5 protein-coding genes and 1 tRNA gene are annotated in these 4,933 nt (G+C 62.3%); 2 read left to right on the top strand and 4 right to left on the bottom strand.

Going from position 1 to position 4,933, the window contains the following annotated elements; translation table 11 throughout:
- Nucleotides 1-362: 362 nt before the first annotated feature.
- Both JOY90_RS14630 and JOY90_RS14625 read left to right on the top strand, forming a co-directional pair.
- Nucleotides 363-878 carry a DUF1993 family protein gene (locus tag JOY90_RS14630; RefSeq protein ID WP_291691830.1) on the top strand — a complete coding sequence of 172 codons (516 nt, stop codon included), beginning with the start codon at nucleotides 363-365 and terminating at the stop codon, nucleotides 876-878.
- Nucleotides 879-1,477: 599 nt separating this feature from the next.
- Nucleotides 1,478-2,086, top strand: coding sequence for an enolase C-terminal domain-like protein (locus tag JOY90_RS14625; protein WP_291691829.1), 609 nt, complete (start codon nucleotides 1,478-1,480; stop codon nucleotides 2,084-2,086).
- 76 nt (nucleotides 2,087-2,162) lie between these two features.
- Here the strand turns inward: JOY90_RS14625 and JOY90_RS14620 are convergent, their stop codons facing one another.
- From JOY90_RS14620 to JOY90_RS14605, 4 genes are all read right to left on the bottom strand, one after another.
- The gene (locus JOY90_RS14620) at nucleotides 2,163-2,741 is read right to left on the bottom strand and encodes a M28 family peptidase (protein WP_291691831.1); all 579 of its coding nucleotides are present in this window, start codon (nucleotides 2,739-2,741) and stop codon (nucleotides 2,163-2,165) included.
- On the bottom strand, nucleotides 2,741-3,577 hold the full coding sequence (locus JOY90_RS14615; protein WP_291691828.1) for a hypothetical protein: 837 nt from the start codon (nucleotides 3,575-3,577) through the stop codon (nucleotides 2,741-2,743). The genes JOY90_RS14620 and JOY90_RS14615 overlap by 1 nt, the downstream gene beginning before the upstream one ends.
- A 148-nt stretch (nucleotides 3,578-3,725) precedes the next feature.
- A tRNA-Val gene (locus JOY90_RS14610) sits at nucleotides 3,726-3,800 on the bottom strand.
- Between the two features lie 143 nt (nucleotides 3,801-3,943).
- The coding region (locus JOY90_RS14605; protein ID WP_291691827.1) for a hypothetical protein at nucleotides 3,944-4,933 on the bottom strand (990 nt) is incomplete at its 5' end.

The following is a 4,933-nucleotide window of genomic DNA, read 5'->3' as shown; positions in this document are numbered from 1 at the left end:
GACGACCGCCGATCACACGCTAAGGCTTGAATTTTCCTGGTGAGTCTGTGGTGAGTTTTAATTTTTGCGTGTCGGCCACAATCCGCGCAAGCTATTGAATTTGCTGGCGCACCCGACACGATTCGAACGTGTGACCTTTGCCTTCGGAGGGCGACGGTCATTCCGCGTCAAAATGTCTTTCGGCTAACTGTCACCTTGGATCGTGATCGGCTTCCAATATGAGCCTGCTCCGGACGCACGAAGGCCTGGCGGCTCACTAGATCCCGGATCGACCGCTGAAGCGCCTTGTGCGCCTTTGCCAAAAGACTAGATGAACGGAACCGTCTCGGCGGATCCCCGCCACAAAACAGGAGGAAACTCCCTTGTCACTTTCGATCTATGACGTGTCGGTCCCGGTCCTCACGCGCGGCCTGAACATCCTGTCGACCTACCTCGACAAGGCCGAGGCGCACACGAAGGAAAAGGGCATCGATCCCAGCGTCATCATCCACGCGCGCCTCTTTCCGGATATGCTGCCGCTCTCAGGGCAGATCCAGCGCGCCAGCGACACGTCGAAGGCCGCGATGGGACGCTTGACTGGCGTCGAGATGCCGAGCTTTCCGGACACAGAGCAGACCTTCGGCGAACTGAAGGAGAGGTTGGCGAAGACCGTGACCTTCCTGCAGTCCGTGGATCGCAAGGCCTTCGAAGGCAGCGAGGAGCGCAAGGTCGAGATGAAATTCGGCTCCGATCCCGTGGTGTTGAGCGGAGCTACGTTTGCGCTGTCGTTCATGATCCCGAACTTCTTCTTCCATGTAACGACGGCACACGACATCCTGCGTCACAACGGCGTGCCTATCGGAAAGAGGGACTATCTCGGTCCGTTCGATAAGGTGTGATGCCCGCGTCCGGAGTATTTAAGAAAAGACGATCGCCGCGACCGCCAATCCGTGCACAAGGCCGTGATTGCGTCCACGATCAAATGCCGAATCCGCCGCCTAACGAACCGGAGGTGTCTGCTTTACAAGCTCCAAAACTGACCTTCAAATCCGTCCGTGCGCGGGCCGTTGTTCTCAAGCTGCGGCGGCGGGTGGTTGCGCATTGCGACCATAACGGAGTGGCCGCCGATCCTGATCGACCTCCCCACCGAGGAGGGCATCGTCGGACGGAGCTATCTCGAACCCCATACGATCAAGACCATGCGCTATCTGGTCCCGGCGATGCACGACTTCGGCGAAATGCTCAAAGGGGCGTCAGGTCGCTCCTCTCGAACTCTACGATCTCGCGAGGAAGTCGTTGCATTTTGTCGGTTATCACGGGCTGTCGACGATTGCGGTCTCGGGACTCGATATGGCAGCTTGGGACGCCTTGGCGTGGGCGAGCCGAGTACCGCTTTGCGTGTTGCTCGGCGGCTCCCTCGGTCCGGTGAGGGCCTACAACAGCAACGGGTTGTGGCTTCAGGCACCCGACATCGTCGCAGCGGAATCCGTTGCGCTCCGTGAAGAGGGAGGTTTCACCGCACTCGCGTCTTGGCCGGGAACGGGCGAGCGAGGACCTAGCGGCTGCCATTAGCGCCATCCGGGCCGCGGTTGGCCCAGATGTTGAACTAATGGCCGATTTTAATCAGGAACTGAATTTGGCGGAAGCGCTACAGCGTTGTCACATGATCGACGATGTCGGCCTGGCGTGGATAGACGAACCGATCGTCTATGATAATTTTCGTGGCTACGCGCATCTTGCGGCCGAGTTGAAGACACCGCTTCAGATCGGCGAAAACCTTTACAGTCCCCGCGACCTCTACACCGCGATCGAAGGTAGGGCATGCCATCTCGTCACGCCGGACTTCATGCGTATCGGAGGTATCACCGGCTGGTTTCGTGCCGCCGCCATAGCCGGAGCGGCAGGTATTCCGATGTCCACCCCTCTTTACCCGGAAGTCGCGGCGCACATGATGCGCGTTACGGAGACAGCGCACTGGTTGGAGTGGCAGGATTGGGTCGATCCTATCCTGGAAAGACCGTACGAAATTCGCGGCGGACTTCTCGGTATTCCGGATGTTCCTAGGGCCGGGCTCGAATGGAACGAAAAAGCGGTCGAGGCCAACTAGGCCAATGTTTAGAGCGCAGCAAGATGCTGCAGAAAATGTTCGACGCCTATCCAGGTGTCTGATCTTACAGGTTGGGCTATTTCGGTGGCGGCGCGAGACTTCTGAAATCCGCGTCGGACGCCGCGGCAAGATAGGTGAAGACTGACCACACAGCGACCGCCTGATCGAGTTGCTTCGGATCGATCTTGTCGAGCGTGTCGTCCGCGGTGTGGTGGGTATCGAAATAATCCAATCCGTCCTGGCGTAGTGCGGCGACCGGCACGCCGGCTTTCTGCAATCCACGAACGTCGTCGCCACCGAAGAGCGCTGGCCGGCTGTCGAAGACTGCGCCGAGCGGCGCTATGGTCCGTTGCAGCGCGCGGCTGAAATCACTGCCGGCGGCGCCGGGTGGAAGCTGTATCGAAAGGACATTTCTCGCCCCGAAATCTGCCTCTGCGGCGAGCGCGATCTTGCCGGCCTCCTCTTCGTGAGCCTTGGCATAAGCAGCGCCGCTGAAGTCCATCTCCTCGGCGCCGAACAAGACGACACGGATCGTGCGACCCGGATGCTGCGGCAGGCCGGCAATCAGCCGTGCCGCTCCAAAGGCGATGGCAACGCCGGCGCCGTCGTCCGTGGCGCCGGTCCCGAGATCCCAGGAATCAAGATGTCCGCCGATCAGAACGATCTCATCGGGACGCTCCGCGCCCTGATCTCGCCGACGACATTCCAGGACGGCGCGTTTTCTTGAAAAGTCGGCGTCAGCAGAAGCCGGATCCTTACCGGTCCGCGTGCGGCCAGCCGCTCAAGTTGTTCTGCGTCGGGAACGGAAAGCGCGGCTGCCGGAATTTGCGGCGCCCCCTCCTGGTAATCGAGAGCGCCGGTATGTGGCAGACGACGATTGTCGGTACTGAGCGAACGCAGCAGATAGGCGACCGCGCCCCGCTTCGCGGCCTCGGAAGGACCGGCACGCCGGATCCGGCTGGCGGCGCCGTAGCCGCTGCCGTCCTGCAGCCGCATCATGCGCTGGGTCACGACGGCGATCTTGCCGTTGAGCGATCCCGGAGCCGCTGCGAGCAATTCGTCATAGGTGCGGAATAGGGCGATCTCGGCCTCGATGCCGTTGGCATCCGTCGCGACCGAGCCGCCCAATGTGGTAACCGCCAGATGCTGCGGCACTGAACCGACGATGTCAGCGATTTCGGTGCCGCGAATCCAGGCGCGTAGATTAAACGGCTCGGAATGCACGTTCTCGAAGCCTGCCGCTTTCAGCTTGGCCTCGGCCCACGCGACAGCCCTCTTATGGGCTTCCGTGCCGGCCAGACGCTGCCCGATCCCGGTGGTGAGCGATTCCACGAAATCGAAGGCGGCGGGATCGTTGAGCGCCTTCTGCCCAAGGCTCGATGCGGTAGCGACCGATGTTTCCAGAGACTGCGCATTGGTAGCGCTTATCGTTGCTCCGGCGCTTGCCGCGAGGGCGAACCCCACGACAAGAAAGTACAAATTTTTTCTCATCCAACCTGCTCCTTCGCCGGTCCATCTTAAGCGCTGGCTCCGCTAATTGGTGGAGCGAAAAAAGATCTGTGCCCTGGCTGTACCCCGAACTTTGCGGGGCACAGACGACGGGAGATGCCTTCATAATATATTGATTTATTTGAATTTCTGGTGGGCGCACAAGGGATCGAACCTTGGACCTTTCCCGTGTGAAGGGAACGCTCTCCCGCTGAGCTATGCGCCCGGGACTGTCGTGCGTCGCAACGGCCCAAACCGGGATGCACGCCGTCAGAAGCCGCGATTTACGTAAGCCGCCCCACCAGTGTCAAGCGATCCGGCCGGGCAGCGCAGCAAAAGCTGCTGATGCGGACGAAAAGGCCGCCCCGCTCACGCCCCCTGCTGGTGGGCGCGGGAGGCGTGGGACTGCAGCGCGCGGATGCGGTCGGCGAGCGTACCCTGAGGAATGGCGCTGCCCGCCGTCGCGCCATTGGCGCGCGCGGGCCTGGCCGGCGCCGGCTCGGCGGCCAGCATTGCCTCGATCGGCGAGTTCGGGCCCTCGAGCTGGATCGCGAGTTTTGCCACTTCGGCGGCGATGTCGTTGATGCGCTCGCGCAACAGCGCGTTCTCCATGCGCTCGGTGGCCCACGAGCTTTCGGCCTGCTGCTGCATCGCATTCATGTCGCGTTGCAGCTTGGCGCGCTCGTCGCGGGCGATGCGAAGCTGCTCCTCCATCGCCGCCTTCTCGGCCTTCAGCTTCTCGATCGCGGGCAGCCGGCCGCTGCCGGAAAGCTCGATCTCGTCGCGCAGTTCCTTGATGGTGCGCTCGGCAACCTCGCTGGCCTTGCGCAACTGGTTGGTCTCGAAGTCGCGCTCGGCGAGCAGCTTGCCCTGGGTGGCAAGGCGGGCTTCCAGCTCGGCGACGCGGTTGCCGAGCATCTCGGCTTCCTTCACCTGGACGATGAGCTGGCGGTCGAGATCGGTGACGCGCTGACTCAGATTCTCCACCCGGCCGCGGGCTTCGGCGAGCTCGCGCGAGGCGAGCTCGGACTCGCCGCGCTCCTGGGCGAGCCTGGCCTGGGTCGCCGCGAAATCCTTCTCGGCATCGCCGACCCGGCGCTGCAGCTGATCGATCTGGGCGTGGACCGCCACCAGCTCGACATGGCGGGCTTCCGATTCCATCGAGCGGTTGTTGAGCTCGCTGTTGATCTTGCCGAGCTCGCCCTGCTTGTCGGTCAGCGCCCGCTCGGCCTGGCGCAGCGCCTCCGTCCTGGCCGCGAACTCCTCCTCGGTGGCGCGGAGCTGGTCCTTGACCGCCTTCTCGCGCGCCTCGAGCGCGAAGATCGCGGCGTTCTTCTCGCCGAGCTCGATCTTCATGCG

Origin of the sequence: Bradyrhizobium sp. (genome assembly GCF_019242285.1) — a bacterium.
Taxonomy (GTDB): Bacteria; Pseudomonadota; Alphaproteobacteria; order Rhizobiales; family Xanthobacteraceae; genus Bradyrhizobium.
The sequence above is the reverse complement of the archived record's forward strand: the minus strand, read 5'-3'. Positions and strand labels throughout refer to the sequence as shown.